At 71.5% G+C, this 23,058-nt stretch carries 19 protein-coding genes and 1 rRNA gene; 12 read left to right on the plus strand and 8 right to left on the minus strand.

The window, feature by feature from the left end; all coding sequences use genetic code 11:
• Positions 1–9: 9 nt before the first annotated feature.
• Positions 10–126 (plus strand): 5S ribosomal RNA (gene rrf / locus LNK82_RS34605).
• Between the two features lie 49 nt (positions 127–175).
• Here the strand turns inward: rrf and LNK82_RS34610 are convergent.
• Together LNK82_RS34610 and LNK82_RS34615 are read right to left on the minus strand one after the other, a co-directional pair.
• Positions 176–1,762, minus strand: a complete 1,587-nt coding sequence (locus LNK82_RS34610; protein ID WP_230571140.1) for a WXG100-like domain-containing protein — start codon at positions 1,760–1,762, stop codon at positions 176–178.
• Between the two features lies 1 nt (position 1,763).
• On the minus strand, positions 1,764–2,078 hold the full coding sequence (locus tag LNK82_RS34615) for a hypothetical protein (protein ID WP_230571141.1): 315 nt from the start codon (positions 2,076–2,078) through the stop codon (positions 1,764–1,766).
• 93 nt (positions 2,079–2,171) lie between these two features.
• Between LNK82_RS34615 and LNK82_RS34620 the strand changes: the two genes are divergently transcribed.
• Both LNK82_RS34620 and LNK82_RS34625 read left to right on the plus strand, forming a co-directional pair.
• Entirely contained in the window at positions 2,172–3,740 is a 1,569-nt protein-coding gene (locus LNK82_RS34620) for a deoxyguanosinetriphosphate triphosphohydrolase family protein (RefSeq protein ID WP_230571142.1), read from the plus strand.
• A gap of 144 nt (positions 3,741–3,884) precedes the next feature.
• Entirely contained in the window at positions 3,885–6,674 is a 2,790-nt protein-coding gene (locus LNK82_RS34625) for a S8 family serine peptidase (RefSeq protein WP_230571143.1), read from the plus strand.
• Between the two features lie 61 nt (positions 6,675–6,735).
• Here the strand turns inward: LNK82_RS34625 and LNK82_RS34630 are convergent, their stop codons facing one another.
• A complete protein-coding gene (locus tag LNK82_RS34630; protein WP_077005242.1) occupies positions 6,736–7,713 on the minus strand; it encodes a helix-turn-helix domain-containing protein in 978 nt (325 codons plus the stop codon).
• A gap of 320 nt (positions 7,714–8,033) precedes the next feature.
• Here LNK82_RS34630 and LNK82_RS34635 point away from each other — a divergent pair, with 320 nt between their 5' ends.
• The 4 genes from LNK82_RS34635 (at position 8,034) to LNK82_RS34650 (ending at position 10,312) form a co-directional block, all read left to right on the plus strand.
• A complete protein-coding gene (locus LNK82_RS34635; protein WP_230571144.1) occupies positions 8,034–8,609 on the plus strand; it encodes a hypothetical protein in 576 nt (191 codons plus the stop codon).
• Positions 8,610–8,622: 13 nt separating this feature from the next.
• Complete coding sequence (locus LNK82_RS34640) at positions 8,623–9,303, plus strand: acVLRF1 family peptidyl-tRNA hydrolase (RefSeq protein ID WP_230571145.1); 681 nt, start codon at positions 8,623–8,625, stop codon at positions 9,301–9,303.
• An 81-nt stretch (positions 9,304–9,384) separates the two neighbouring features.
• Complete coding sequence (locus tag LNK82_RS34645) at positions 9,385–9,792, plus strand: hypothetical protein (protein ID WP_230571146.1); 408 nt, start codon at positions 9,385–9,387, stop codon at positions 9,790–9,792.
• Between the two features lie 4 nt (positions 9,793–9,796).
• On the plus strand, positions 9,797–10,312 hold the full coding sequence (locus LNK82_RS34650; protein WP_230571147.1) for a SigE family RNA polymerase sigma factor: 516 nt from the start codon (positions 9,797–9,799) through the stop codon (positions 10,310–10,312).
• 111 nt (positions 10,313–10,423) lie between these two features.
• On the opposite strand, the gene LNK82_RS34655 is transcribed toward LNK82_RS34650, so the two are convergent.
• Together LNK82_RS34655 and LNK82_RS34660 are read right to left on the minus strand one after the other, a co-directional pair.
• A complete protein-coding gene (locus tag LNK82_RS34655) occupies positions 10,424–10,747 on the minus strand; it encodes a hypothetical protein (RefSeq protein ID WP_230571148.1) in 324 nt (107 codons plus the stop codon).
• 355 nt (positions 10,748–11,102) lie between these two features.
• Positions 11,103–11,876 carry an SDR family oxidoreductase gene (locus tag LNK82_RS34660; RefSeq protein WP_230571149.1) on the minus strand — a complete coding sequence of 258 codons (774 nt, stop codon included), beginning with the start codon at positions 11,874–11,876 and terminating at the stop codon, positions 11,103–11,105.
• Between the two features lie 143 nt (positions 11,877–12,019).
• On the opposite strand from LNK82_RS34660, the gene LNK82_RS34665 reads away from it, so the two are divergent.
• The 4 genes from LNK82_RS34665 to LNK82_RS34680 all read left to right on the plus strand — a co-directional run bounded on the left by LNK82_RS34665 (position 12,020) and on the right by LNK82_RS34680 (position 17,202).
• On the plus strand, positions 12,020–13,648 hold the full coding sequence (locus LNK82_RS34665) for an ABC-F family ATP-binding cassette domain-containing protein (RefSeq protein WP_230571150.1): 1,629 nt from the start codon (positions 12,020–12,022) through the stop codon (positions 13,646–13,648).
• 177 nt (positions 13,649–13,825) lie between these two features.
• The gene (locus LNK82_RS34670; RefSeq protein ID WP_015103570.1) at positions 13,826–14,035 is read left to right on the plus strand and encodes a helix-turn-helix domain-containing protein; all 210 of its coding nucleotides are present in this window, start codon (positions 13,826–13,828) and stop codon (positions 14,033–14,035) included.
• A 65-nt stretch (positions 14,036–14,100) separates the two neighbouring features.
• The gene (locus LNK82_RS34675) at positions 14,101–14,916 is read left to right on the plus strand and encodes an enoyl-CoA hydratase/isomerase family protein (RefSeq protein WP_230571151.1); all 816 of its coding nucleotides are present in this window, start codon (positions 14,101–14,103) and stop codon (positions 14,914–14,916) included.
• 405 nt (positions 14,917–15,321) lie between these two features.
• Entirely contained in the window at positions 15,322–17,202 is a 1,881-nt protein-coding gene (locus LNK82_RS34680) for an ABC transporter ATP-binding protein (protein WP_230571152.1), read from the plus strand.
• A gap of 39 nt (positions 17,203–17,241) precedes the next feature.
• Here the strand turns inward: LNK82_RS34680 and LNK82_RS34685 are convergent, their stop codons facing one another.
• Both LNK82_RS34685 and LNK82_RS34690 read right to left on the minus strand, forming a co-directional pair.
• A complete protein-coding gene (locus tag LNK82_RS34685) occupies positions 17,242–18,789 on the minus strand; it encodes a penicillin-binding transpeptidase domain-containing protein (RefSeq protein WP_230571153.1) in 1,548 nt (515 codons plus the stop codon).
• Between the two features lie 84 nt (positions 18,790–18,873).
• Entirely contained in the window at positions 18,874–19,614 is a 741-nt protein-coding gene (locus tag LNK82_RS34690; RefSeq protein WP_230571154.1) for an SIS domain-containing protein, read from the minus strand.
• A 103-nt stretch (positions 19,615–19,717) separates the two neighbouring features.
• Here LNK82_RS34690 and LNK82_RS34695 point away from each other — a divergent pair, with 103 nt between their 5' ends.
• Positions 19,718–20,482, plus strand: coding sequence for a DeoR/GlpR family DNA-binding transcription regulator (locus tag LNK82_RS34695; protein WP_230571155.1), 765 nt, complete (start codon positions 19,718–19,720; stop codon positions 20,480–20,482).
• 429 nt (positions 20,483–20,911) lie between these two features.
• Here the strand turns inward: LNK82_RS34695 and LNK82_RS34700 are convergent, their stop codons facing one another.
• Positions 20,912–23,044 carry a transglycosylase domain-containing protein gene (locus tag LNK82_RS34700; protein WP_230571156.1) on the minus strand — a complete coding sequence of 711 codons (2,133 nt, stop codon included), beginning with the start codon at positions 23,042–23,044 and terminating at the stop codon, positions 20,912–20,914.
• Between the last annotated feature and the right edge of the window lie 14 nt (positions 23,045–23,058).

Below are 23,058 nucleotides of genomic sequence, written 5' to 3' on the forward strand. Positions count from 1 at the left end.
TCATAGTGTTTCGGTGGTCATAGCGGTTGGGGAACACCCGGTCCCATTCCGAACCCGGTAGTTAAGCCTTCCAGCGCCGATGGTACTGCACTCGTGAGGGTGTGGGAGAGTAGGACGCCGCCGAACAATCATTCCCTCAAGGGGGCGCTCATCTCGAGCGCCCCCTTGAGGCGTTTCAGCGTTCCCCGGCGATGATCGCGCCGATCTCGTCGATCGCGGGATGGCCCTGTTCGAGCGGTGCGCTGTGCGGGTTGGGACGGACGCCGTCGGCCCCCACCCAGTCCGGCGGTGAGTCGAACACCCGGGCCCCGAAGTCCGGGTTGGCGGGGTCACGGCCGTGGAACGGGTCGTGCGACGGTGGCCGATTCTCGAAGATGTTCGGGTTCTCCTCCGGGAACTCCGGGTTGGCGAGGCCGATCAGGTCGCCCGGAGCGGTCGTGGCGTGCACGTGCTGACCGGCTTGGGAGGGGTCGATCCCGTCCAGCCTGAGTTCGCTGACGTGCTGGGTGCCCGCGCCGGGGCTCGACACGAGGATCACGTCGTCGGCGTTGAGACCGTGGTCGCGAGCGGTCTGCCCGACCACGGTCGTGCCGTAGCTGTGGCCCACGACGGTGAGGTGCGCCCGTTCCCCGGTGTCCGTCGCACGCAGGCCGTCCTGGAACCGGTCGAGTGCCTGCTCGGCGTTGTCGGCGTAGATCGGGCTCGCCGCGGCGGGGAAGATGTTGTCGGGTGCGTCGTAGCCGACCCAAGCGATCACGGCGGTCCCTTCGCCGGCCGAAAGGGCCATCCGCCTCGCCCGGTCGATGTCGCCGCCGACCTGGTCGAGTTCGGCCAGGGTGCCGGGCACGTAGGTCGCGATGTTGCGCGCCGTGTCCGGGTTGCCGTACGACACGATGATCTTGCCGTCGGCGGCGGTGTCGAGGCCGAGCAGGTAGTACCGGTTGGCCTTGTTCTCGGGGTCGGCACCGGCGAGGTCGCCGCCTGGCCGGAAGCGCTCCAGCGTGGCGATCTGGTCGTTCAGCTGGGTGAGGCGTTCGTGTTCCTGCTCCCACAGGCCCGGGTTGCGGTTGAGCTCGTCCGCGAGCCGGTCGCGTTCGGCGCGCAGCGCGGTGATCTCCCGGTCGAGCACGGCGCGGTTGGCCTGGTCGCGGATCTCGGCGGGGATGCCGTCGAGGTTGCGGACCAGGTCGGGGTTGTTCCGCACGACCTCGTCGCGCTCGCCCTGGCCCAGGGACAGCCACCAGGTGTGGACCTCCTGCGGGGTCGCGCCCGGCGGCGGGCCGGGCGTCTGGCCGACCGGCGGGCCACCGGTGATCCGCCCGGCGGCCTCGGCGACCAGCTTGGTGGCCTCGGCCGCGAGCTGTTGGGCGAACGCGTTGCGCTGGAGGTCTTCCCCGATGCCGGTGATGTCCGCGTACCGCTCGGCGTTGGCGTCGAGGAGCTTGACGATCGCGTCCTTGGCGGTGGCGACCTCGGTGCCGAAGATTTCGGCGCGTCGGGCGAGCTCGGCCATGTCGGCGGCGGTCGTGCCGGCTCGCTGGAGGTGGTGCCGGACCATGCCGGTGAACACCGCGCCCGCCGCGTCGGGCCAGTCGGCGTTCACGGAGTTCAGGCTGTGCTCGGCCGCCTTGCCGTACTCGGCGCCGGTGCGCCGCCAGCTGTCGGCCAGCGCGTGCGCGGTCTCCTCGTTCGACAGGGGCCAGGTGGCGCCCATGGCCTTCGCGCGCGCCCACAGCTCGGCGGTCGGTTCGGGGATGGCCACCTCAGCCACCACCCGGGAACGCGCCCCTGGAGCGCACGTCGGCGGCGAGGTAGTCGATGACGGCGTCGTGACCGACCCGGCCGTCGGTCAGCAGCAGCTCCGGCACGAGGTCCGCGACCTGGCGCACCTTGGCGGCGTCGGCGTCGTAGACGGCGCGGAACGCCTGCCCCAACGGGTCCGCGCCGATGCCCGCCTCGCCCGCAACCAGTCCGGACTGCCCGTCCCGCCAGGTGGCGGCCAGCGTCTCGCCGGTGCCGGTGAGGCGGTGCAGCGCGGGCTCTATGCCGTCCACCTGCATGTGTGCGAATCCACCCATGGCGCCCAAGGTGGCGCAACGCGTCCGGGCGCGGCGGGCCGTGACCGCTACCGGTCACGCGCCGAGCCGCGTGGGTGCGACTATTTTTCGACCATGCACCATGAGCCCGACCCCCGAACGCGGCGCCGCTCCGGCGGGAACTCCGCCGCCGTCCAAGCGGACCTGGCCACGAGTCCGTTCCGCATCGACCGCGACCGCGTGGCCAGTTCGCCGTTCTTCGCCCGGCTCGGCGGCGTCACGCAGGTCGTCAGCTCGACCGGGTCGGGCCTGCTGGTGCACAACCGCCTCACGCACAGCCTGAAGGTGGCCCAGGCCGCGCGCGCCATCGCCGAGCGCCTCAACACCCGGCCCGAGATGACGAACCTGCTGGACAAGCTCGGCGGCTGCGACCCGGACGTGGTGGAGGCGGCGTCGCTGGCGCACGACCTGGGGCACCCGCCGTTCGGGCACCTCGGCGAGCAGGTCCTCGACCGGCTGGCCCGGCACCGGTTCGGGTTGTCGGACGGGTTCGAGGGCAACGCCCAGTCGTTCCGCATCGTCACGACGACGGACGTGCGCGGGCCGGCGGCGGTCGGGCTCGACCTGACGGTGGCGGTCCGCGCGGCGATGCTGAAGTACCCGTGGACGCGCCTGTCCTACCCGAAGCCGCACCCGAGGGACCTCCCCGCCCCGCCGCGTGGCGCCGCGGAACCGGCCGATGGGCCGGGCACCGGGTCGAGCAAGTTCTCCGCGTACGTCACCGAGCTGGACGACGTCGAGCAGTCCCGCGCGTTCTACACGGCCAGGGTGGAGCCGTGGCAGCAGACGGTCGAGGCGTCGGTCATGGACACGGCCGACGACATCGCCTACGCCATCCACGACCTGGAGGACTTCCACCGCGTGGGCGTGCTCCAGCACGCCGCCGTCTCGACGGAGCTGAACACCTGGTTGGACCACGCGGTGGAGCTGGCGGGCCTGAGCGCCGCCGACCTCGCCGCCCAGGAACGCCGACCGGGCCGTTCGCTGGAGGCGCTGCGCCGCCGCCTGCACGCCAAGGACTCGTGGGCGGTGCACGACGACGCGTTCGCGCACGCCGTGGCCAAGGTGCGCGCCGAGCTGGTCGACGGCCTGCTGGCGGTCCCGTTCGACGGTTCGGTGGAGGCGGAGCAGGCCGTGGCCGGGTTCTCCGCCCGCTGGACGCGCCGCCTGGTCGACGCGGTCGGCGTCGTCGAGGAGCCCACGACCCGCTCCGGGCACGTGGTGCCGGCCGTGCCGCAGTGGCACGAGGTGCAGGTGCTGAAGTTCGTGCACCGCCGGTTCGTGCTGCTGCGCCCCGACCTGGCGCTGCACCAGCGCGGCCAGGCGCGGCTGCTCACGGCGCTGGTCGAGGCGTTGGAGCAGTGGGTCACCGACCGGCACGAGGCGAACCGGCTGCCGCGCCGGCTGCACGACCTGGTCGAGCTGGCGGGCGAGGAGTACGCGGCGCTGGCGCGTACGGACCCGTCGGTCCTGGTCGGCGCGACGGGGGAGGTGCCGTCCGGTCCGGACGCCGTCCGGGCGCTGGCGCGTGGCCGCGCGGTGGTCGACTTCATCGCCTCGCTCACCGACAACCAGGCGGCGGCGCTGCTCGACGCACTGTCCGGACGAACCGGTCAGCTGTGGACAGATGCTTTTGTACTGTGAAATGTGATGGATCTACCGTCTGAGAAGTAGGCCGAACGGTGGCAGACGGTACTTGTCCGTGCGCAATACGTTGACCCCTCGGCCGGAGACATCCGACCGCAGGCCGCGTGCGTCGGGGGCACGCAAGATCTGGGGGAGACGCCTGTGCGCTCACCGAAACGTCGTTTGCGAAGAAACGCCCTGATCGCGGCGGGTGCCGCGGTGCTGTTGACCTTGGGGGCGGTCTCGCCCGCCTCCGCCGATCCGACCAAGGCGTCCAAGGGCGTCGAGGACAAGACCGCGGCGCAGATCGCCGCGCTGCAGGACATCAAGCGGTCCCTCACCGAAGCCGAGTCCAAAGTGGACAGCGCGCTCGTCGTCGAGCAGCGCCGCCGGTCGAACGCCACCACGTTCAACAAGCTCCCCGCCCTCCAGACCGGTGTGAAGGTCCACAGCGGAAACACCGTCGTGGTGGACATCCGCGCGTTCAAGGTCACCGACGACCTGGTGGCCGCCGTGAAGGCGGCCGGCGGCGCCATCCGCTCGGTCTCCACCGAGGGCCGGACGGTCCGCGCCCAGCTGCCGCTCGGCTCGCTGACCAAGCTGTCCGCCCGCGGCGACGTCCGCCGCGTCGAGACCGCGGTGGAGTACAAGACTTTCAACCAGCGGGACCGCAAGGCCGACCCGGCCCCCTCGAAGGAGGACAAGGCCAGGGAGATCGAGGCCCGCACCCGTGAGGCCCTGATCGCGCCGCAGGCGATCCGGACCGGCGAGGGCGACCGGGCGCACGCCGCCGACACCGCCCGGGACGACTTCCGCGTCACCGGCACCGGCGTGAAGCTGTGCGCGCTGTCCGACGGCGTCGACTCGCTGAGGCTCTCGCAGACCGCCGGCGAGCTGCCCGCCGCCGTCGAGGTCCTGGCCGGCCAGGAGGGCACGGGCAACGAGGGCACCGCGATGCTGGAGATCCTCCACGACATCGCGCCGAACGCGAGCCTCGGCTTCGCCACGGCCGTCAACGGCGACGCGAGCTTCGCCGACAACATCCGCGCCCTGCGCTTCCAGCTGGGCTGCGACGTCATCGTCGACGACATCCTCTACTTCAACGAGTCGCCGTTCCAGGACGGCGTGATCGCGCAGGCCGTGGACGCGGTCACCGCCGACGGCGCGCTGTTCTTCTCCTCCGCCGGCAACGAGGGCAACGTCGCCGACGGCACCTCGGGCCACTGGGAGGGCCAGTTCGTCGACTCCGGCGTCGGCGTCGGCAAGTTCGCCGGCACCGCGCACGACTTCAACCCCTCTCCCGACGCCAAGCAGGTGTTCAACCCGCTGTCGGACAGCTCGGCCAACGTGCCCGTGACGCTGTTCTGGTCCGACCCGCTGACCTCGTCGTTCAACGACTACGACCTGTACCTGGCGAACTCGCAGGGCAACGTGGTCGCGTTCAGCCAGGGCGTGCAGGACGGCAGCCAGGACCCGTACGAGCGGCTCAACACGCCGGCGTCCGCGTTCGGCCTGCGGCTGGCCGTGGTCAAGTTCCGCGGTGAGGACAAGTACCTGGCGCTGACCGCGCTGGGCGGTCGCTTCAAGGACTCCTCCGACGGGCTCAAGAAGTTCGCCACGCCCGGCGTGACCCGCGGCCACTCCGCGGCCAAGGGCGCGATCAGCGTGGCGGCGGCGCCGGCGAACAACCCGCTGCCGTTCGACCTGGAGCCGGGTGACCCGGCCAACCCGCGCGGCCCGTACCCGAACGCGTTCGACGGCACGCAGAAGCCCGAGCGGTTCACCTCGGACGGCCCTCGCCGGGTGTTCTTCGCGCCCGACGGCACCCCGCGCGAGGAGGTCAGGCAGAAGCCCGACCTGACCGCGGCGGACGGCGTGCAGACCAGCGTGTCCGGCTTCAACCCGTTCTTCGGCACGTCGGCGTCCGCGCCGAACGCCGCCGCGATCGCGGGCCTGGTGCTGTCCGGCAACCCCGGCCTGTCGCCCGCCGAGGTGCGCGAGGCGATGACCGCCACCGCGATCGACATCGCCGAAGCGGGCGCGGACAACCGGACCGGCGCGGGCGTCGTGCGCGCCGACCTGGTGCTGGCCTACACCGGCGCCTCGCCGCAGCCGCTGGCGAAGGCGGCGAAGCCGTCCGTGGTCAACGACGCCGACGGCAGCCAGTACCTCAAGCCGGGCACCACGGCCACGGTCACCGTGCCGGTGGTCAACTCCGGTGACGGCACGGCCGCGTCGACCAGCCTCGTGCTCACCACGCCCACCGCGGGCGTGACGATCGCGCCGCGGTCGAAGTCCTACGGCAACGTCGAGGTCGGCCAGACGGTCACCAACACGTTCAAGGTGACCGTGCCCGCGTCTATGGGCGTCGGCTCGGCCGTGCGGCTGGACGCCAGGGTGACGTTCGCGGGCTCCACCTCGCCGACCACGAGCGCGTTCACGCTCAACGTCGGCGAACCGTCCCGCGACACGAAGACGTTCGCCTACGCCGGGCCGGTCGTGGCCATCCCGGACAACGACGCCACCGGCGCCTCGGTGGAGATCCCGGTCAGCGGCATCGGCCGCGGCTCCAGGATCGTGTTCTCCGTCGACGGCGACACGTGCAGCTCGACGACGGGTGCGACCACGGTCGGCATCGACCACTCGTTCGTCGGCGACCTGGTCGGCACGCTGACCTCGCCGTCCGGCGCGACGGCGACGTTGTTCCAGCGCAACGGCGCGACCGGCAACAACCTGTGCCAGGTCGTGTTCGACGACACCGCCGCGCAGCCGTTCTCGTCGGTGACCAGCGCGTTGGCGCCGTTCACCGGCACGTGGCGGCCCACCACCCCGCTCGGCGCGCTGCTGGCCGAGCCGGTGGACGGCACGTGGACGTTCAAGGTCGCGGACGGCGCCTCGTCCGACCGCGGCTCGATCCGCTCGGTCTCGTTGAAGATCAACGGTTACGTCTAGGGTTCACCCGAGTGTGAGAAGGGCCCCGGGAGCACGCTCCCGGGGCCCTTCTGTTCACGTGTTACTTCGGCCACTCCCAGCGGATGCCGAACACGCCGGGCCCGAAACCGAGCGCCACGGCGTGCACGCCACCCGCCGCGTCCAGGGCCAGGTTGCGACGCCGGGACGGGGTGTCGTCGCCGGCGGGCACGCTGAACTGCTGGCAGCGGGCGGGCAGGTTCGACTGGTCGAACCGCACCTCGATCACGTACTCGCGCACCGGCAGCCGGAACTTGCGGGCGAACGTGTTGTTGCCCGCCGGGTAGTGACCCTCGGCGAACAGCAGCTCGTACTCCATGATGATGGTCTCGCCCCTGGTCAGGGGTCGGTCGAACATCATCTCCGCGGCCATGATGTTGGCCTCGGTGTCCTCGACCACGCGGCCGAGGTGGCAGTTGCGCAGGTTCACCACCTGCGGCAGGACGTTGGCCTGCTCGGTCTCGAACACCAGCGCCCACCGGTCCGGGCCGTCCTGCTCGGCGCGCAGGATCTGGCGCACCCACACCGAGCGCTGACCGCCGTCCGCGGCGATCTCGATCCGGTCGTGCTGGCTGATCCGGCCCAGCTTCACGTCCGACGACGTGTCCACCTTCGTGAGCAGGTTCGCCACCCGCTCACGACGCGCCCACAGGGCGTCGATCGGCATCATCGTCGTCGGTCGGGACCGCCTGCCACGCGGGCGCGGCGGACCGAGCAGCGCCGACAGGCCGGCCTGCGGCACGCCGAGCACGGTCTCCAGGTGGCGCAGCGCCTCCAGCGACTCGGGTCGCTCGGGTCGGCGCCGGCCGGACTGCCAGTAGCTCAGCGTCGCGACGCTGATGGTGACCCCGCGCAGCGCGAGCCGGTGCTGGATGCGGTCGAGGCTCAGCCTGCTCGCTTTGATCGCGGCTCTCAGCGCCTCGGGGAACGGTCCCGTGGTGAGAAGCTGCGCAAGACTGCCGTGGCCCGTCGAGTCGAGTTCGTCGACGGACAGGTTGGGTCGACCGGCAGCGTTGGTCATTGTGACTCCCCGCTGTCATGAGATCACGCCCCAGTGACCCTACCCGCCAACGCAGGGCGTTGGTGCCTTCCAGGTGGAGTCATTGATTGGGCCGTACGGGTTACGAGTTCACTGGGATGGGCATCGTTCTGTCAAGTGGTGAACATCCGTGCTCTTCCCTTTGTAAACCCGCCGGTAACATTGTGCAACGGCGGCTTCGGGGTCGTGGCGTCGGCCCCTTCGGTACTGCTATGCGACCGGCGCGCGGAGCCTCTCGTCCCACGCCCCAGCGGCCACACGCCGTTGGCGGTCGTTGATCCGTTGGGCCTACTGTGTGCCCGGTGACCGCCGCCCAGGACCTCGTGCCCCTGCCGGAGGACCCGTTGACGGAGGTCGCCGCCGCCGTGCTCGGCGACGGCCACCACGTGGTGCTCGACCTGCTCGACGTCGTGCGCCACCACGGCGGGCCGCTCGTCGACGTGGTCCGCGCGGGCGACGACCTGCTGCCCCGGTTGGCCCACGAGAACGCGCTCGACCAGGCGCTGCTGCTGGCCCGTCAGGCGCTGCGACCCGGCGGCCTGTTCGTCGCCGCCGTGCCCGAGCTGGACAAGCTCGGTCGGCTCCGGCCCACCGCGCCGCCGCCGAAGGTGTCCGGGCGCGGTCCGGAGCGGCAGGTGACCGTGCAGCTGTGGGACTGGGCGGCCGACGGCGAGTCCTACGCCTTGGAGGTCGTGCGGCTGGTGCGCGGCGCGGAGACGTGGGAGGTGGCGAACACCGTGTCGACCCGGCACCGCGTGCTGTCGCCCGAGCAGATCTCCGCCTCGCTGTCCGATGCCGGGTTCGGCGCCGTGCAGCGGCTCTCGCCCGCCGAGTGCGGGCACCCGCTGCCGGTCTGGGTCGCGGTCGCGCCGGCATGAACGACGCGCCGCCGTGACCAAGGTCCGCCCGGTCTCCGGGGGCGGCCGGGCGGTCGAGGTGCCGCCCGAACGCCTGGAGGGGTGGTTCTCGCGGTTCGCCGCGCGGCACGGCGGGGTGGTCTCGACGTCGGTGACGCCTGGTCGTTGCCTGGTCACGGCGGTGGACGGGGCGACGGCCTCGGTGTCGGCCGCGTTCGGTGAGTTCACCCCTCAGGGTGAGTCTGAAGGTCTGGTGCTGGACGCGTTGCTGGCGTACGCGCTCGTGTCGCGCCGGATCGGGCTGCTGCTGGTGCGGCTCGGCGGGCACAGCATCGGGGTGGCTCAGGACGGCGTCGTGGTGGTGTCGACCACGGACAGCCGTCAGGTGCACGGGCGCAACAAGGCGGGCGGGTGGTCGCAGCAGCGGTTCGCGCGGCGTCGGGAGGGGCAGGCGCGGGTCGCGCTCCAGGCGGCGGCGGACGACGCGGTGAGGGTGTTGGCACCTCGGCTCGGTGAGTTGGACGCGGTCGTGCTCTGTGGTGACCGTCAGGCGTTGGAGGCCCTTCGGGGTGACCCTCGGCTGGGCGAGGTGTTCGCGTTGGCGTCGCCGCGCGTGTTGGATGTGCCGGAGCCTCGGCGGGCGGTGCTGGACGAGGCCGCCGTGCGGGCGCGGGCGGTGGAGGTAGTAGTCCGGGAAAGTCCACAGAACTCGTGACAACCCCGGCCGCACCCGACCGCATTGATAAGGGTGAGGGGGCGCCGAACCGCGGTGGCCTCACGAACCCGAGGAGCAGTCTTGCTGCGCAAACGACTCGTGCTGGCGGCCGGGGCCGTCGTGCTCGGCGGCATCGCCGTGGCCGGGACCGCGCTGGCGTCCGGCGGTGGCGACGAAGCGCCCGCGTCGACCACGACCAAGCCTCCCGCCACCTCGGTCAGCACGTCTCCGATCGAGACCTCGCCGCCGTCGACCTCGCCGATCGAGACCTCGCCGCAGTCGACGGTCACCCAGCCGCCGATCAGCACCAGCCCCGGGCCGTGGCCGACGACGACCACCCTGCGGCCGGAACCGACCTCGTCCCAGCCGCCGGTGACCACGACCGTGGTGACCACGTCTCCGGGTGCGTCGTTCCCGGTGACGACCACGACGACGAGGCCGCCGCAGCCGACGCCGCTGCCGACCTCGACGGCCACCACGAGGCGCTGACGGCGTGAGCTGGGACGCGGAGTTCACCCACTACTTCGACCGGTGTGCCGACTCGATGCGCTTCACCGCGTTCTTGTTGTGCGGCAACCACCACGAGGCCGAAGACGTGGTGCAGTCCGCGTTCCTCAAGCTCTACCTGGCCGGGCCGAAGCTGGTGCAGCGCGACGGGCTGGACGGCTACCTCCGGCAGATCGTGGTGCGCACGTTCCTGGCCGAGCGCCGCCGGGTGCGGTGGAAACGGGAGAAGCTCACCGACGCGATGCCGGAGGTGCCGGAGGCGGGGGAGTTGAGCGAGGACCGGCTCGTGGTGTGGCAGGCGTTGGGCGCCGTGCCCGCGAAGCAGCGGGCGACGCTCGTGCTGCGGTACTGGCACGACCTGGGGGTGGAGGAGACGGCCGCGGCCCTCGGTTGCTCGGTGGGCACGGTGAAGAGCAACACGAGCCGCGGTCTCAAGGCGTTGAGGCAGAGGCTGGGACCGGAGTTCGGCGAGTTGTGGCAGGAGGTGTCGCGGGGTGCTTGAGGACGAGCTGAGAAAGACGTTCGAACAACTGAACATCAAGCCGCAGCCACGGACGTTCGGGGCGGTGGACATCGTCCACCGCGGCACCGCCGTCAAACGCCGTCGGCGCACCTACGCCGTGGCCGCGACCGGCACCGGTACCGCCGTGGTCGCGGTGGTGGTCGCCTTCGCCCTGAACCAGCCCCCGAGCCAGGACGAGAACAGCCCGGCGGGCCCGCCGATCCCCACCACGAGCAGCCCGACCCAGCCCAGCCCCACGACCACGGACGTCGGCCCTTCGTCATCGGAGCCCCCGGCGTCCACCACTCCCAACACCACCTCGACCAGACCCGGTTCCACCGTCACCACGACCAGCCCCGGCTCCACCGGGACGACGACGTCCCCGACCACGACGACCACGAGAACCACGAGCCCCGGCACCACGGCCCAATCCACCGGCACCGAACCCCTGCGAACCACCCGCTGACCAATTCCCACGACCTACCGCCGACCCCACCCGCCGTGCACCACCCGGTCGCCAAGCCGCACCGTCCGCCGGGACCGTCCGCCGGGACCGCCCGCCGGGGCTGCCCGCCCGGACTGCGCGGCCGTCGAGCCGCACCACTGCCGCCCCTGTTGCCGAGCCGCGTGGCCCGCCGCCTCCTGCCTCGACCACACCTGCCCGGCATCGCCGCCCGCCTCACGCGGTGGTCTCACCACCCACCGACACCAACGGCAGGGCTCGTCCGGCCTGAGCCCCGCCGTCATCCGCCTTCGACCAGTCGACCGACCGACCCGCCGACCCGCCGACCTACGCCAACGTGCCGGTGGCGAGCAGGCCGCCGTCCACGCGCACGGTCTCCCCGGTGATCCACTCGGCCGCGTCCGAAGCCAGGAACGCGACCAGCCGCGCGACGTCCTCCGGCGTCCCGAGCCGCTTCATCGGGTATCCGGCCACCGCCTCCTCCTCGCGTCCCGTGTACAGGGCCTCGGCGAACCGGGTCTTCACCACCGCCGGCGCGACCGCGTTCACCCGCACCTTCGGCCCCAGCTGCCACGCCAGCTCCTCCGTCAACCGGATCAGCGCCGCCTTGCTCGCCCCGTACGCCCCGATCACCCCGGTCGACCGGATCCCGCCCACCGACGCGATGTTCACCACCGCGCCGCCGTGCTCCTGCATCCACGCCTTCCACGCCAGCTGCACGAACCCGAGGGCGGCGACCACGTTGACGTCGAAGATCTTCCGCACCGCGTCGAGGTCCGCGTCCATCAGAGCGCCGAACACGGGGTTGATGCCGGTGTTGTTCACGAGCACGTCCAGCCGCCCGAACCGCTCCAAGGTCGACTCGACGGCCTCCGCGCGGTCCTCGGGGTTGCCCGCGTTCCCCGGCACCGCCAGCACGCGATCGGGTGACACGCCTGCCGCGGTCGCCAGCGACTCGGCCGCCGCCGTGACCGCCTCCGCCTTGCGCGACGTGATCGCCACCGACGCGCCGCGCGTCAGCAGCTCCAGCGCGATGCCGTGCCCGATACCCCGACTGGCGCCCGTGACCAGGGCCGCCCTGCCCGTGAAGTCCGAAGTCATACCGGGCAATGTATGCCGGTGGACACACACTGCGAATCCAGTGGCGCCCACCCCGTAGACTGGGTGTCGTGGTCATCCTGATCGAGTAGGTCCCGCGCCAGCCGCGCCGTTGACCTCGCCTGACCACACACCCGGAGTAGAACTTGATCACCGCAACCGATCTCGAGTTGCGCGCGGGCTCGCGCATCCTGTTGTCCGACGCCACCCTTCGCGTCCAGGCGGGCGACCGCATCGGCCTCGTCGGCCGCAACGGCGCGGGCAAGACCACGTCGCTGCGCGTCCTCGCGGGCGAGGGCCAGCCGTACGCGGGTGAGATCCGCCGCACCGGCGAGCTCGGCTACCTGCCGCAGGACCCGCGCGAGGGCGACCTGTCGGTCATCGCGAAGGACCGCGTGCTGTCCGCGCGGGGCCTGGACCAGCTGCTCCGCGACATGGAGAAGATGCAGTCGACGATGGCGGAGCTGGTCGACGACGCCGAGCTGCAGGCCGCTGTGCGCAAGTACGGCCGCCTCGAAGAGCGGTTCGCGGCCCTCGGCGGGTACGCGGCCGAGAGCGAAGCCGCCCGCATCTGCGCCAACCTCGGCCTGGCCGACCGCGTGCTCGCCCAGCCGCTGCGCACGCTGTCCGGCGGTCAACGCCGCCGCGTCGAGCTGGCCCGCATCCTGTTCGCCGCCTCCGAGGGCGGTGTCGGCACGAAGTCCAGCACGATCCTGCTCATCGACGAGCCGACGAACCACCTCGACGCCGACTCGATCGCGTGGCTGCGCGGGTTCCTCAAGTCGCACGAAGGCGGCCTGGTCGTGATCAGCCACGACGTCGAGCTGCTCGACGACGTGGTCAACAAGGTGTGGTTCCTCGACGCGACGCGCGGCGAGGTCGACATCTACAACATGGGCTGGAAGAAGTACCTCGAAGCGCGCGCCGCCGACGAGAAGCGCCGCCGGCGCGAGCGCGCCAACGCGGAGAAGAAGGCCGGCGCGCTCATGGCGCAGGCCGACAAGATGCGCGCGAAGGCCACCAAGGCGGTCGCCGCGCAGAACATGGCCCGTCGCGCCGAGAAGCTCCTGTCCGGCCTGGAGGACACCCGCCAGGCGGACAAGGTCGCGAAGATCCGCTTCCCGCAGCCGGCCACGTGCGGCCGGACGCCGTTGACCGCGGAGGGCCTGAGCAAGTCGTACGGCTCGCTGGAGGTCTTCAGCGGTGTCGACCTGGCCATCGACCGCGGTTCACGCGTGGTCATCCTCGGGCTGAACGGCGCGGGCAAGACCACGTTGCTGCGGCTGATCGGCTCGATGGAACGCCCGGACAGCGGCGAGGTGATCGCCGGCCACGGCCTCAAGCTCGGGTACTTCGCCCAGGAGCACGAGACGCTCGACCACGAGGCCACGGTGTGGCAGAACATCCGCCACGCCGCGCCGGACACCCCGGAGCAGCAGCTGCGCTCGCTGCTGGGCACGTTCCTGTTCACCGGTGAGCAGCTCGACCAGCCCGCCGGCACGCTGTCGGGCGGCGAGAAGACCCGGTTGGCGCTGGCCGGCCTGGTGTCGAGCGCGGCGAACGTGCTGCTGCTCGACGAGCCGACCAACAACCTCGACCCGGCCAGCCGCGAGCAGGTGCTCGACGCGCTGCGGCGGTACGAGGGCGCGGTCGTCCTGGTCACGCACGACCCCGGCGCGGTGGAGGCCCTTGAGCCCGAGCGGGTGATCCTGCTGCCCGACGGCACCGAGGATCACTGGTCCCAGGAGTACCTGGAGCTCGTGCAGTTGGCCTGAGGCAACGGGTTTCGCCTCTCTCACCCGAACGTGAGCACTGATCGACTCTGCGTGATCAGACGACCGCTCGCAGATCATTTCGCTTGATCACCTGGCGTTCTTGGTCTTCGTGTTCGATCATTGCGACGACAGGGGCTTTCGAAGGCCCGACCTGCTGTCTACGGAAGGCGGGACAAGGTGGCTGACCTGAAGAAGGGCGCCCGGATCACCGGCGCCACGCGGGACAAGCTGGCCGCTGACCTGAAGAAGAAGTACGAAAAGGGCGCGAGCATCCGGGCGTTGGCCGAGTCCACCGGGCGCTCCTACGGCTTCGTGCACCGGGTGCTCAGCGAGTCCGGTGTGCAGCTTCGCGGTCGCGGTGGCGCCACCCGCACGAAGAAGAAGTAAGCTACCCTCCGGTAACACATGGCGTCGGGGAGAGACGGCGTCTGACGAAACCCGGAGGTTCACGCATGTCGGCACCGACCACCATCGACGCCGACCTGCTGGAACGCGGAGGCGTGCGGCTCGTCGTGGACGGACCGCGCGCGACGATCACGCTCGACCGTCCCGATGTGCTCAACGCACAGACGCCGTCGACCTGGGTGGCGTTGCGGACGATCGGTGAACAGCTGGGCCCGGACGTCCGCGTCGTGGTCGTCCGGGGTTCCGGTCGCGCCTTCTCCGCCGGGCTCGACCGGCGCATGTTCACGGGCGCCCCGGTGGAGGGCGAACCGGGTCTGCCGGAGATCACGCGACGGGGACCCGAAGCAGGCGCCGCGCTGATCGCGGAGTTCCAAGAGGGCTTCCGCTGGCTGCGCGACCCGGCTCGGGTGACGATCGCCGCGGTGCGCGGGCACGCCATCGGCGCGGGCTTCCAGCTCGCCCTGGCGTGCGACTTCCGCGTGGCCGCCGACGACGTCAAGTTCTGCATGGCCGAGACGTCGCTCGGCCTGGTGCCCGACCTGGGCGGCACGCTGCCCCTGGTGCGCCTGGTCGGGTACTCGCGCGCGGCCGAGATCTGCCTGACGGGACGGCGCGTCGGCGCCGAGGAGGCGTTGCGGATCGGTCTCGCGAACGCCGTCGTGCCCGTGGACGGGTTGGACGGTGCGGTCGACGCGTTGGTCGGCCAAGTGCTGCAGCCGATGCCCGGTGCCGTGCGGGAGACGTTGGCGCTGCTGGCGTCGGCGGCGGACGGTGCTTCGGAGGAGGAGCAGCTGCGGGCCGAGCGTGAGGCGCAGCTGCGGCGACTCGCCGAACTGACCGCGCTGATCGGCGGCCAGGGCTGACATGAGGTCGAACACGATCGGGTGAGATCGGGCCGAAAATGTACGGAAACACTGTTCTCGTACATCGGTTGATATGACCGAGCCCCGAACCACCCCGCCTCGCCGCCCCATCCCCCCTCGCCGCCCCATCCCCCCTCGCCGCCCCATCCCGCCTCGCCACTCCACCACCACCGCCACACTCCACCTGCCGCCACACCTCACCCACCTGCCGCCACGCCCCACCCAGCCGCCGCCACACCTCACTCAGCCGCCGTCACGCCCCGCCCGCCGCCACATTCCGGCCCCGCTGCCCGCAGCGCCCGCATGACGGACACCCGCGGCCCCGCCTGGGTCGCAAACGCTTCCCTCGCTTGAGTCCCCGCGCGAACGGGAACGTCGACCGGGCTGGGGGCGTTACCGTCTGTCGTGGACGGATCCTGGGGATTGATGCGCAGCGCGATGCGGGCGTCGGACGCGCCGACGGCGGTGCGGCGCGGGACGTTTCGGCGGGTGTTGGGGTTCGCTGGGCCGCACCGGGCGAAGTTGGTCGTGTTCCTGCTGCTCACGGTCGTCTCGGCGGTGCTCGCGGTCAGCACGCCGGTGTTGGCGGGACGCGTGGTGGACGCGATCGTCGGCGGCCGGGACGTGTCCGTGGTCGTGTGGTTGGCCGTGGTGATCGCCGCAATCGCGGTGGTGGACGCCGCACTCGGGCTGGTCGAGCGGTGGCAGTCGGCGCGGATCGGGGAAGGACTCATCCACGACCTGCGGCGCGCCGTGTACGAGCACGTGCAGCGCATGCCCATCGCGTTCTTCACCCGAACGCGCACCGGCGCGTTGGTCAGCCGGCTGAACAACGACGTGATCGGCGCGCAGCGGGCGTTCACCTCGACGCTCTCCGGCGTGGTCACCAATGTCATCCAACTGGGGCTCTCCCTAGGCGTGATGTTCACCCTTTCGTGGCAGGTGACCGCGCTCGCCCTGGTGTTGCTGCCCGTGTTCGTGATCCCCGCACGGCGCATGGGCAACCGGATGGCGGACCTCCAGCGCGAAGCCTCGACCCTGAACGCGGGCATGACCACCCAGATGACCGAGCGGTTCTCCGCACCGGGCGCGACGCTGGTGAAGCTGTTCGGCCGACCGGAGGCCGAGAGCGCCGAGTTCGGCGAACGGGCCGCGCGCGTCCGCGACATCGGCGTCCGCACGGCGATGGCGACCCGCTGGTTCATGACCGGCCTGACCCTGGTCTCCGCCCTCGCCCAAGCCCTGGTCTACGGCCTCGGCGGCTACCTCGCGCTGACCGGCGAGCTGGCCGCGGGCACCGTCGTCTCGCTCGCGCTCCTGCTGACCCGCCTCTACTCGCCGCTCACCGCCCTCGCCAACGCGCGGGTCGACGTGATGACCGCGCTCGTGTCGTTCGAACGCGTCTTCGAAGTCCTCGACCTCAAGCCGGTGATCGCCGAACCGGACCAACCGCGCCGCGTGCCCGACGGCCCGGTGTCCGTCGAGTTCGACGACGTCCGGTTCGCCTACCCGGCGGCGGACAAGGTCTCACTGGCCTCATTGGAATCAGTGGCCACATTGGACACACGCGGCGGCGACAAGGTGTTGCACGGCATCAGCTTCCGCGCCGAGCCCGGTCAGCTCGTGGCTCTCGTCGGGTCGTCCGGCGCGGGCAAGTCGACCATCGCATCGCTCGTGCCGCGGCTCTACGACACCGACTCCGGCGCGGTCCGGCTGTCCGGGGTGGACGTCCGCGAGCTGGCGTTCGACTCGATCCGCAAGACCGTCGGCGTCGTCACCCAGGACGGTCACCTGTTCCACGACACGATCCGCGCGAACCTGGCCTACCCGCGACCGGAGGCGACCGAGGACGAGCTGTGGGACGCGTTGCGCCGCGCCCGCCTGGACCACCTCGTCGAATCACTGCCCGACGGCCTCGACACCGTGGTGGGCGAGCGCGGCTACCGGCTCTCCGGCGGCGAACGGCAGCGGCTCACCATCGCCCGGCTGCTCCTGGCCCGGCCGCGCGTGGTCATCCTGGACGAGGCGACCGCGCACCTGGACTCCGAGTCGGAGGCCGCGGTGCAGGTCGCGCTGACCGAGGCGTTGCGCGGCCGGACGGCGCTGGTGATCGCGCACCGGCTGTCGACGATCCGCGCGGCCGACCAGATCCTGGTCGTGGAGGCCGGACGCGTGGTGGAACGCGGCACGCACGCCGAACTCCTGGCCGCCGAGGGGCGCTACGCCGAGCTGTACCGCACGCAGTTCGACGAAGCGCCCGCCGCGGACCTGGAGACCGCCGTCTGACCACGCCCCGTGGTGATCACGTGTCGCCTGAACGTGCCGCTAGAGGCCACCGAGGAACGTGCCGGTGGCGGCCACCGCGACCTTGGACGAGCCGCCGTTCACCACCAGCACGGCGAACGCCAGGTCACCCCGGTACCCGATGAACCAGCCGTGCGACCGCGTGCCGTCACCGAACTGGGCGGTGCCGGTCTTGCCGCGCACGGCACCGTAGCCGGCCAGTTCGCGCGCCGTGCCGCTGGTCACGACCTCGGCCATCATCGAGCGCAACGCCCCCGCCACCCCACCGGGCAACGCCGCCGGCGCCTGGCCCTCGGTCGGGATCTCGCGGATCAGCTGCGGCACGGGCGTGCGCCCGTTGGCGACCGTGGCCGCGACCAGCGCCATGCCGAACGGCGTCGCCTGCATCTCGCCCTGGCCGATGCCCGCCTCCACCCTGGCCGGCACGGACTCGGCGGGCGGGATCTTGCCGGTGTTCGTGGTGATGCCCGCGACCGTGAAGTCCGACGCCAGCCCGAAGTACGCGGCGGCCTGGGGCAGCGCCGTCGCGGGCATGCTCGCCGCGAGCTGGCTGAAGCTGGTGTTGCACGACGCCGCGAACGCCCGGTGCAACGGCACCGTGCCCAGCTCGAACGAGTCGTCGTTGGTGATCTGCCGGGTGCCGATGGTCGCCTTGCCCGGGCACGCCACCGGCGTGTCCGCCGTCGCCAGGCCACCGGTCATCGCCGCCGTCGCCGTGACGACCTTGAACGTCGACCCCGGCTCGTAGCGGCCGTAGAGCGCGAGCGGGTCGTTGCCGGTGGCCGCGTTCTGCGCCACCGCCAGGATCTCGCCGGTCGACGGCTGGAGTGCCACCAGCATCGCCTGTTGGCCGCCCACCTGGTCGACCGCGGCCTGCGCGGCGGCCTGCGTCTTCGGGTCCAGCGTGACCGTCATCGACTGCGCGGCCTGCGCCTTCTGCTCCTGCAGCACGGCGACCGCCGTCCCGGCCGCGTCCACGACGGCGACCTGCCACCCCGGCGTGCCCTTCACCGTGCCGACGGCCTGCCGCACCGAGTTCATCACCACGGGTGCGAAGTCAGGCGGCACCGGCCGACCCGTGCGGTCGAACAGCTCGCCGTCCGCGGGCGTCGTGGTGTAGGCCAGGCTCTGGCCCTCGGCGAGCTGCGGGTGCAGCACGGACGGCGACCAGTGCACGCGCCACCGGTCGTCGACCAGTCGCAGCTCGACCTTGGTCGCGTACTTGAGCGGGACGCCGCCCGGCAACGTCCACGTGACGTTGGCGTCCACCTCGGCCGTCGTGACGCCGTCGACGACCTGCGGCAATCGGCCGAGCTGCGCCTGGAACGACGCGCCCGGCATGCCCTGCTGGGTGCGGGCGATCACCGCGCCGGCGACGTCCGCCGCGTCGGTGACCGCCGCCGCCTGTCCCGCCTGGCCGGACGCCATCGCGGTGAAGAACTGCTGGGCGACGACGCCCGGAGCCACTCGTTCGGGTTGCTTCTCGGCCACGGGGTCGTCGCCCGACCACAGCACCAGCACGCCCGCGACGATCGCCGTGACCGCCGCGGCGCCCCCACCTGCCAACACCCAGCGTTTCGTATTCTTGTTCACGAATTCCCCCCTTGGTGCCGGAGATTAACCCGGACGTGTGGAGAATTCGTGAAAGCCGACTCAGCCCAGCTGCGGCACCCGCGTCTGGTACTTGCGCAGCAGGTCGGCGTTGGCCGCGTCGCCGCCCTCGACGTTCGCGCTGCGCCACAGCGGCAGCGGCACGTCCGCCTCGGAGGCCTTGTCGAACAGGCGCACCATCAGCAGGTTCCACAGGAACGCGGTCGCGATCGTGGACACGGCGGCGGTGACGGGGTTCGCGAGGGGGTAGGTCGCGTCGCCGGGCGGCACCATGTTGTCCAGCACCACGGTGGCGTTCTCGGCGAGCGTGGTGCCCGCACGGCGCGGTGCGAGCGCGCTCGCCGCGACCGACGTCACCGCGACCACGGGGCAGCCGGCGTCGGCCGCGAGCACGGCGAGTTCGACCGGGTAGGGGTTCACGCCGGAGGTGGAGAAGACGAACAGCACGTCGTGCGCGGCCAGGCCGGCTTCGCGCAGCACCTCGGCGGCGAGGCCGGAGCGGCGTTCGGCGGACGTGCTGCTCACCGCACCGTGCATGGGCAGCAGTTCGGGGTGGTAGATCGGGCGGACGCAGGCGAGGCCGCCGGCGCGGTAGAACGTCTCGGCGACGGCGGCGAGGGAGTGGCCCGCGCCCGCCGTGAGCACCATGCCGTCCGCGCGGACGCTCGCCAGCACCAGTTCGGCCACGTCGTCCAAGGCCGCCGCGTTCTGCTGCTCCACCCTGGTGAGGTGGGTGCGCACGACGTCGCCGTAGTCGGTGTCGGTCACGGGCTCGGTCGTCATGCGGTCCTCCAGTGGTCTATACCAAACGGTGCCGGTGCCAAGTCCTACCGGATCGTCCCATCACCCGCCAGGGTGTTGACCACCGAACATTCCCGGTGTTCAAATGAACGCCATGGACGTGTCCTGGCGTCACGAGAAGATCCTCCACCGCTTGCAGGGCGGCGAGCGGGTGTCCGTCGGCATCCTGGCGGAACTGGTGGGCACGTCGGAGATGACGGTGCGGCGCGACCTCGACGTGCTGGAGCGGGAAGGGTTGCTCCGGCGGGTGCGCGGTGCGGCGGTGAGCATGTTGACGGGGGAGGAGACGCCTTACGCGGCACGGTCGCGGCAGCGGCTGGAGGCGAAGCGGCGGATCGGTGGCGCGGTGGCCGGTCTGCTGGACGACGGCGAGACCGTGGTGCTCGACGGCGGCAGCACCACGGTGGAGGTGGCACGGCGGCTGATCGACCGGCGGCTGACCGTGCTGCCGCTGTCGTTGCACTCGGCGGACGAGCTGCGGGGGGCGGAGCAGGTGCGGATGGTGTTGCCGGGCGGCGACATCCGGCCCGGTGAGCTGGCGTTCGTCGGGCCGTTGACCGAGCACGCGTTCGAGGTGATGCGGTTCGACACGATGGTGCTCGGCAGCTGCGGGCTGAGCGCGCGCAACGGTGTGTCGGCGCACGACCTGGCCGAGGGTGCGGTGAAGAAGGCGGCGGTCGAGGCGTCGGCGCGGGTGATCGCGGCGATCGACAGCTCGAAGTTCGGGCGCACCGCGTTCGGCCGGGTGTGCCCGGTGGACGAGATCGACGTGCTGGTCACCGACTCCGACGCGCCGGAGGAGGAGGTGAGCCGGATTCGTGAGGCCGGGGTGGAGGTGAGGCTCGTCTGACGCTCACGCTTCGGCCAGTGGGGCGGCGCGGTGGGGGCGGCAGGCGGGTCGGGCCGGCGCTGTTCGTCGGGTACGGGGCGGCGTCGCCGTTGCCGGGGCCGGCCGGGAGCCGTGGGCGTCGTTCGCGGGGCTCGCGGCGTGGGGCGGATGGTCGGGGTGGTCCGGGGCGTGGGCGGCGGGTGCTGGGCGGCGGGGTGGGATCCAGGAGTGGGTCCGGGTGGGCTTCAGGAAGAGGGGTCCGGGTGGCGGGCTCCAGGGTGGGACCTGCGAGTGGGGTCCGGGTGGTGGCGGCAGGGGCGGGGTGGTTCGGCGCTCGGTCATAATCAACCGAGGTGTGGTAACAGTGTTTCCGTACATTTTCGGGCGATGATCACCCGATGGTGTGACGGCGGGTGGCTGGGGCAGGTGGTGATGGCGTGGCCGGCCCGGTCAGCGGCCACGATAGCGCGGTTCCACTGGGGGCAGGGGTTTTTCCGGCAGGTTGGCGTGGGCCTTGGTCATGAAGTCGAACCACGTCTTCGCGGGCAGGGTGCCGCCGTAGATGTCACCCTCGCCGCACAAGCGGGGCGGTCCGGCCTTCACGCAGATGCCGCGCGGCGACGTGCTGTCGTTGAACACCTGCACCGCGCCGGCGTAGTCGGCCGTCGCGCCCAGGAACGCCGCGGACTTGTACTCCTCCGTCGTCCCGGTCTTCCCGAGCGCCGGCCGGGTCCACCCGAACTCCTTCGCCGCCGCGGCTGCGGTGCCGCGACCCTGGTCGTCCTCGCTCAACCCGACCGCCAGCGCGTTCGCCAACGGCTCCTCCACGGCCTGCTCGCACGGCTGGTCGGCGTACCCCGTGTCCTTGCCGTGCCGGTCGGTGATCTTCATGATCGGGGTCGGCGGGCACCACACGCCGCCCGACATCAGGGTCGCCGCCACGTTCGCCAGTTCCAGCGTGCTGACCGGCGCCGGGCCGAGCGTGAACGACGCGTTCCCGGCCTCCTTGTAGAAGTCCGCCTGCGTCACCCGCAGTTCCTTCTGCTTCGACTTCGGGTCCGGCGGCACGCCCGCGATGTTCGTCGTCAACGTGTCCCGCATCCCCAGCCGGTACGCCATGTCGACCACCGAGTCCAACCCGACCCGCTCCTCCAGGATCACGAACGCCGTGTTCGGCGAGGTCGCCAGCGCCTCCTTCAACGGCATCCGGGGCGGGTAGCTGCCGTCGTGGTTGCGCAGGCAGTACCAGTACGTGAACGGCTCGCCGGTGCCCGGGCACCCCGGCGCGCCACCGCGGAACACGCGCGAGGTGTGCGAACCGGGCGACTCGACGATGCTCTCGATCCCGAGCCCGCCCTTCTCCAACGCCGCCGCGGCCGTGAACACCTTGTACACCGACCCCGCGCCGAACTTGTTCTCCACCGCGCTCGGCAGGTCGAACTGCGTCTGGAACTGGTCCTTGTGCAGCCCGTAGTCCCGGTTGGCCGCCAGCGCCACCACCTCGTGCCGCTCCTTGCCCGGCCGCACGACCGCCGCCGTGTTCGCGATGCCCTCCGTCGTCTTCGGCACCTGCGCCTCGGCCGCCTGCTTCGCCTGCCGCGTGAGGTCGCGGTCCAGAGTGGTCTGGATCGTGTAGCCGCCGATCTTCAACTCGTTCAGCGAGTAACCGTTGCGGGTCAGGTGGTTGATCACGAACGAGCAGTAGAACCCGAACTCCACACCGGACCCGACGCACCCGGTCGACAGTGGACGGACCGGCGTGGCCAGGCCCAGCGGCGCGCGCTTGTGCACCTCGGCCTGCTCGTGCGACAGCTTGGCGTTCTCCACCATCAGGTCGATGACCATGTTCCGCCGCTCGACCGCCTTGTCCGGCCGGGACTCCGGGTCGAGGAACGTCGGGCTGTTCACCATCCCGGCGAGCATCGCCGCCTGCGGCACGGTCAACACGTCCGGCGTGGTGTTGAAGTACGCCTGGGACGCCGCCGCGATGCCGTAGATCGTGCCGCCGAACGGCACCACGTCCAGGTACCGCGACAGGATCTCGTCCTTGCTGAGCTGGGACTCCACGTGCACCGCGATGCGCGCCTCGCGCAGCTTGCGCGCGATCGTCTGCTCCTGCGCCTTCTTCTGCCCGCTGACGTCCTCCCGCTCCAGCACGTGCACGAGGTGGTTCTTGACGTACTGCTGCGTGATCGTGGACGCGCCCTGCGTGGTGCTGCCCTCGGACTGGTTGCGCAGCGCGGCGCGCAGCGTGGCCAGCCAGTCGACGCCCTGGTGCTCGTAGAACCGGCGGTCCTCGGCGGACACCAGCGCGTCCTTCATGACCTGCGCGACCTTGTCCGGCGGCGTGAGCACGCGGTACTGGTCGTAGAGGTAGGCGAACGGGACGCCGTCCTTGTCCGTGATCGTCGTCATCAACGGCGGCGGGGAGTCCAGCATGTTGACCGTGGTGGCCGCGACGTGGTCGCTCATCCGGTTGGACACCAGACCGACGGCGCCGACGACCGGGATCGCCACCCCGGCGAGCAGCACCCCGGCCACCAGGCAGAGGCCGATGAGTTTCGCGAGGGAGGCGGTGCGCATGACTGGGGAGTTAC

It is taken from the genome of Saccharothrix luteola (assembly GCF_020859565.1).
In the GTDB taxonomy this organism is placed as follows: Bacteria; Actinomycetota; Actinomycetes; order Mycobacteriales; family Pseudonocardiaceae; genus Actinosynnema; species Actinosynnema luteola.

Bases quoted from the DNA above. Each gene is read 5' to 3' on its own strand.
- LNK82_RS34615 (WP_230571141.1), bottom strand. From the start codon at position 2,078: ATGGGTGGATTCGCACACATGCAGGTGGACGGCATAGAGCCCGCGCTG.
- LNK82_RS34620 (WP_230571142.1), top strand. From the start codon at position 2,172: ATGCACCATGAGCCCGACCCCCGAACGCGGCGCCGCTCCGGCGGGAAC.
- LNK82_RS34630 (WP_077005242.1), bottom strand. From the start codon at position 7,713: ATGACCAACGCTGCCGGTCGACCCAACCTGTCCGTCGACGAACTCGAC.
- LNK82_RS34660 (WP_230571149.1), bottom strand. From the start codon at position 11,876: ATGACTTCGGACTTCACGGGCAGGGCGGCCCTGGTCACGGGCGCCAGT.
- LNK82_RS34675 (WP_230571151.1), top strand. From the start codon at position 14,101: ATGTCGGCACCGACCACCATCGACGCCGACCTGCTGGAACGCGGAGGC.
- LNK82_RS34690 (WP_230571154.1), bottom strand. From the start codon at position 19,614: ATGACGACCGAGCCCGTGACCGACACCGACTACGGCGACGTCGTGCGC.
- LNK82_RS34695 (WP_230571155.1), top strand. From the start codon at position 19,718: ATGAACGCCATGGACGTGTCCTGGCGTCACGAGAAGATCCTCCACCGC.
- LNK82_RS34700 (WP_230571156.1), bottom strand. From the start codon at position 23,044: ATGCGCACCGCCTCCCTCGCGAAACTCATCGGCCTCTGCCTGGTGGCC.